This is a genomic window from Streptomyces aureus, assembly GCF_001418135.1.
GTDB lineage: Bacteria > Actinomycetota > Actinomycetes > Streptomycetales > Streptomycetaceae > Streptomyces > Streptomyces aureus_A.
The window spans coordinates 1-3,888 of record NZ_LIPQ01000526.1 but is presented as its reverse complement, the minus strand read 5'-3'; the positions used below and the strand labels follow the sequence as shown (position 1 = coordinate 3,888).

The 3,888-nt window shown below is 72.9% G+C and carries 4 protein-coding genes; all 4 read right to left on the bottom strand.

Translation table 11 applies throughout. From position 1 onward, the window contains the following. Window positions 1-712, bottom strand: a 712-nt coding sequence (locus tag AOK00_RS33085; RefSeq protein ID WP_254047594.1) for a glycosyltransferase, incomplete at its 3' end; no start/stop codon positions are given. A 184-nt stretch (window positions 713-896) separates the two neighbouring features. Continuing rightward, complete coding sequence (locus AOK00_RS41225; RefSeq protein WP_055603847.1) at window positions 897-2,462, bottom strand: class I tRNA ligase family protein; 1,566 nt, start codon at window positions 2,460-2,462, stop codon at window positions 897-899. 107 nt (window positions 2,463-2,569) lie between these two features. Continuing rightward, window positions 2,570-3,316, bottom strand: coding sequence for an SDR family oxidoreductase (locus tag AOK00_RS33075; RefSeq protein WP_055603846.1), 747 nt, complete (start codon window positions 3,314-3,316; stop codon window positions 2,570-2,572). Window positions 3,317-3,418: 102 nt separating this feature from the next. Further along, window positions 3,419-3,888, bottom strand: a 470-nt coding sequence (locus AOK00_RS33070) for a PrpF domain-containing protein (RefSeq protein ID WP_301554238.1), incomplete at its 5' end; no start/stop codon positions are given.

The window sequence follows — 3,888 nt, the reverse complement described above, 5'->3', positions numbered from 1 at the left end:
GCTCGGCGACCGCCCGTACGAGCACGTCCGGGCCCTTCAGCGGCTGTATGCGACCCGCGTACAGCGGCACGAACGCCTCGGCCGGAATCCCGAGCCGGGCCCGCGCCGCCGCCCGCCCGTCGCCCGGGTGGAAGGTCCGCAGATCGACCCCCGGACGCACCACCTCGGTCCGTTCCGCCTCCGCCCCGTACAGCGACCGCAAGGCCTCCGCCTCGTCGGCCGTGTTCGCGATCAGCCGGTCCGCGGCGCCCACCACCTGGTGCTCGCCCCTGACCCGCAGCTCCGGCTCGGGGGTGTCCCCGGCGGCCAGCGAGGCGTTCTTCACCCGGGCCAGGGTGTGGGCGGTGTGCACCAGCGGGATCCGCCAGCCCACCGAGGCGATCCGGCCCGCCTGGCCGGAGAGCCAGTAGTGCGAGTGGACCAGGTCGTACCGCCGCTCCTCCTTGAGCAGGGCCAGCGAGAACGGCACCACCAGATCGGGCATGGCCTCCTTGGGCAGCGCCTGGCGCGGCCCCGCGTGCAGATGCCGGACCCGCACCCCGGGGGCGAGCTCGACGAGCGGGGGCAGGCCCTCGCCCCGGCAGCGGGTGAACAGATCGACCTCCGTGCCCTGTTCGGCCAGGGCGCGGGAGAGCTCGACCATGTAGACGTTCATGCCGCCGGCGTCCCCCGTCCCGGGCTGGTGGAGCGGGGAGGTGTGGACGCTGAGCATGGCGACGCGCAGGGACACGAGGGGCTCCTGAGGGGAGGGAAGCCACGTGCCCCTGCGCGTCGCTCGCGCGCGCACGGTCACGCGGCAGGGTGGGGATCGGACACGGGTTGCTGGAGTGCGGGGTGCTGGGTCACTCGATTACTGGGCTACTTAGTTGCTTAGTAGTAACAGGCCGCAGAAAGGCTCAGAACCCGAAGACCGGACCAGACGGGGGCGCCAGACGGGTCCCCGGGAGGGGGGCCGTCAGGGCATGCCGGTCGACCGGGCGTCCCGGCGCCGCCTGGAGCGCCGCCGCCAGCCGGTCCGCACCCTCCGGCATCACCGGCCGCGACCACGCCGACAGAGCCGAAGCCACCGCCAACTGGGCGGCCAGCGCCGGGAGATGACGGCAGGAGGTACTGGGCCGGCAACGCTCGTGGGCGTTGACATGACCGAAGTCGGCGGCCGAACGGACCATCTCGTCCAGGACGGCGACCGCCCGGCGCGGGTCGAAGGCATCGGGGCCGTACGCCTCACGCAGGTCGTCCACGCCCCGGTGCAGCCGCCGCTCCAGGATCTCCCAGCCGGTGCCGCCGGGCAGCGCCTGCGGGGCGAGGCCGCCGCACTCCTCCCGTACGGCGGCGAAGAGCCGGGACAGCCAGCTGTTCCAGTTCTCGTCCAGCTCGCGGCGTGCGGTGGCGAGCCGCTCCCGGTGGAAGACGGTGCGGCGGCCCAGCGGGCGGGCCTGGAGGACATGGCGGCGCAGGGTGTCGGAGCCGTACTCGGTGAGCAGGTCGAGTGCCCACACGTTGCCCTCCTGGACGCCCTCCTCGATGACGTACGACTCGTTGACATTGAAGTCCTGCGGCAGCTTGACGTCCTGCGCGAGGAGCAGCACCGGCAGCAGCACGGCGTGGCAGAAGGCGTGCCCGAAACCGCAGAAGTGGATCGCGCGGCGGGGCAGCGGGCCCTGCACGTCGTAGCCGAACAGGTGCATCGCCGCGGCCTCGAAACAGCCGTCGATCCGATGGTCGGGGAAGCCCTCGACGGGCACCTGGAGACCCCACTCGGCCGGGTGGCCGACCGCGATGTCCGGCAGCCCGTCCTCGACGAGCGACTCGCACAGCGCGGCGAGCCGCGGCGGCAGCCCGGCCGTCGCCCAGTAGTCGGCGAGCGTCTCCCGGAACGGCTCCAGGGGGACGTAGAGCCGGCGGCAGCGGCGGGCCACCGCCGGCGTGTCGCAGAGCGCGCAGCGGGCGCCGATGAGGTCGCCGCCGTCGTTCGGCCGCGCGCACTCGTGGCACATGCCGCCGTCGCTGACCGCACCGCAGTGCGGGCAGGTGCCGGTGGCGTGCGCACCGTACAGCCAGCGGTCGCACGGCTCGCAGTACGGCAGGAGGCGGGTGCGCGGGGCGATGACGCCCTGCGCGAAGAGCCGCCCGAAGAGGTCCTGCACCCAGCGTCCGTATCCCTTGTCGCGGCGCGGACGCACGATGTGGTCGAACTCCACGCCCGACCGCAGCCAGTCCGCGGTGATCGCGGCCCGGTAGCCCTCCGCGACCTCCTCGGGCTTGCGGTGGTGACGCAGCGCCCGCACCTCGACGGAGCTTGCGTGATCGGCGGTACCGGTCGTGAACCGGACGGCCTCGCCCTCGGCACGCAGATAGCGGGTGAGGACGTCGGCGGCGACGTACGGTCCGGCGAGGTGGCCGATGTGGAGTTCGCCGTGGGTGGCGGGAGGGGTCGCGGTGATCCAGACGGGGGTGCTCATGGGACCTCCTTGACGCTGTGGTGCGGTGGGCTTCAGCGGTCGCGTGCGGCGGAGCGCTGTCGGCGCAGGGCGGGGCAGCGGGCTCGGGTTCGAAGGGGGTGGCGGGGTCAGCGGGGCTCGAAGTGGAAGGAGCGGATGAAGCAGTCGCGGGGCTGCTCGACCGCGTAGACGACGCATTCGAAGAGCGCCTGCGTCGTCAGCTTCTCGTCGGGTGCGATTCCGTCCGGATTCGAGCCGTCCCATTCCGCGAAGCGCGGGTCGGAGGTCGAGAAGTCGGGCGGGAAGAGGGAGAACACGCGGACGCCGGAGGGGCGGAGGCGGCGCGAGAGGATGTCGGCGAATCCGGCCTGGGCGCTCTTCGCCGCCCAGAAGGCCTCGTGGGCGGCGCCGGCGGCCGCGGCGGAGGCGCCCTCGGCGTCGCGGACGGCCACCATGTTGACGATGTCGGGACGCAGCGAGCCGCGCAGCAGGGGCAGGAAGTGCTTCACCATGAGGACGGTGCCGCCGGCGGTCGACTCGATCGTCTCGACGATCTCGGCGTCGCTGGCCGCCTCCAGGTCCATGCCGTCGAGCCAGCGGGCGCCGTTGTTGACCAACAGGTCGACCCGGTCGGTGTGTTCGCCGACACGGGCGGCGAACTCCCGGATCTCGGCGGGCCTGCTGAGGTCGCAGCCGAACGCGTGGATACGGTCACGGGCCGAGCCCATGACTTCGGTACGGGTGCGTTCGGCGGCCTCGACGGTCCGCGCCGAGACATAGACCTCGGCGCCGAGATGGGCGAATCCGACGGCGAGCGCGCGACCGAAATAGCGGGACGCTCCGGTCACGACGACACGCAGATTCTCGAATTTCATGTGCGTCTGCTCTCCCCACGGATACCGATTGCCGGTCCATTTCAGCGTGGTTTCAGCGTGGCAGAGGAAAGGGAGTCCGGGCCCGGTGAAAGGGGTGCGCGTTCACGCCGTTGCGTGGACACGCCACGGCAGCACGAGCCTTTCGAGCAGCTCGGCGCGCTTGTGGTGGACGCGGACGCGGTCGGGGCCGGTCGAGACGGTGACGGTACCGCCGGGGGTGCGGACCTCGCCGTCCACCGGCGGCACGACGGTCCCGTCCAGCGCACCGGCAGCGGCGAGGGCGGCGGCGCCGGTGAGCGCGAGGCGGGGGTGCCAGCCGCCGACGGTGAGCGCCCGGACGTCGATACCGCCGGGGCCGGCGGTGAAGGCGGCGATCTTGGGCAGAGCGGAGTGCGGCGGATGGCCGAGGAGCCGGGCGGCGTGGGCGCGGAGCCCTTCGAGCCGCTCCCGGAGCTTCTCCTCGGGCAGGTGCCGGGCATCGACGAAGACGTACGGGTTGCCGTACCGGACGAGCGACACGGGGATGGTGTCGAGGACGTCGACGGGGTGGCCGGTGGGGAGGGTGCCGGGGG

What these genes read in the sequence shown, in the direction of transcription:
- AOK00_RS33075 (WP_055603846.1), bottom strand. Translation starts at nt 3,316, where the DNA reads ATGAAATTCGAGAATCTGCGTGTCGTCGTGACCGGAGCGTCCCGCTAT.
- AOK00_RS41225 (WP_055603847.1), bottom strand. Translation starts at nt 2,462, where the DNA reads ATGAGCACCCCCGTCTGGATCACCGCGACCCCTCCCGCCACCCACGGC.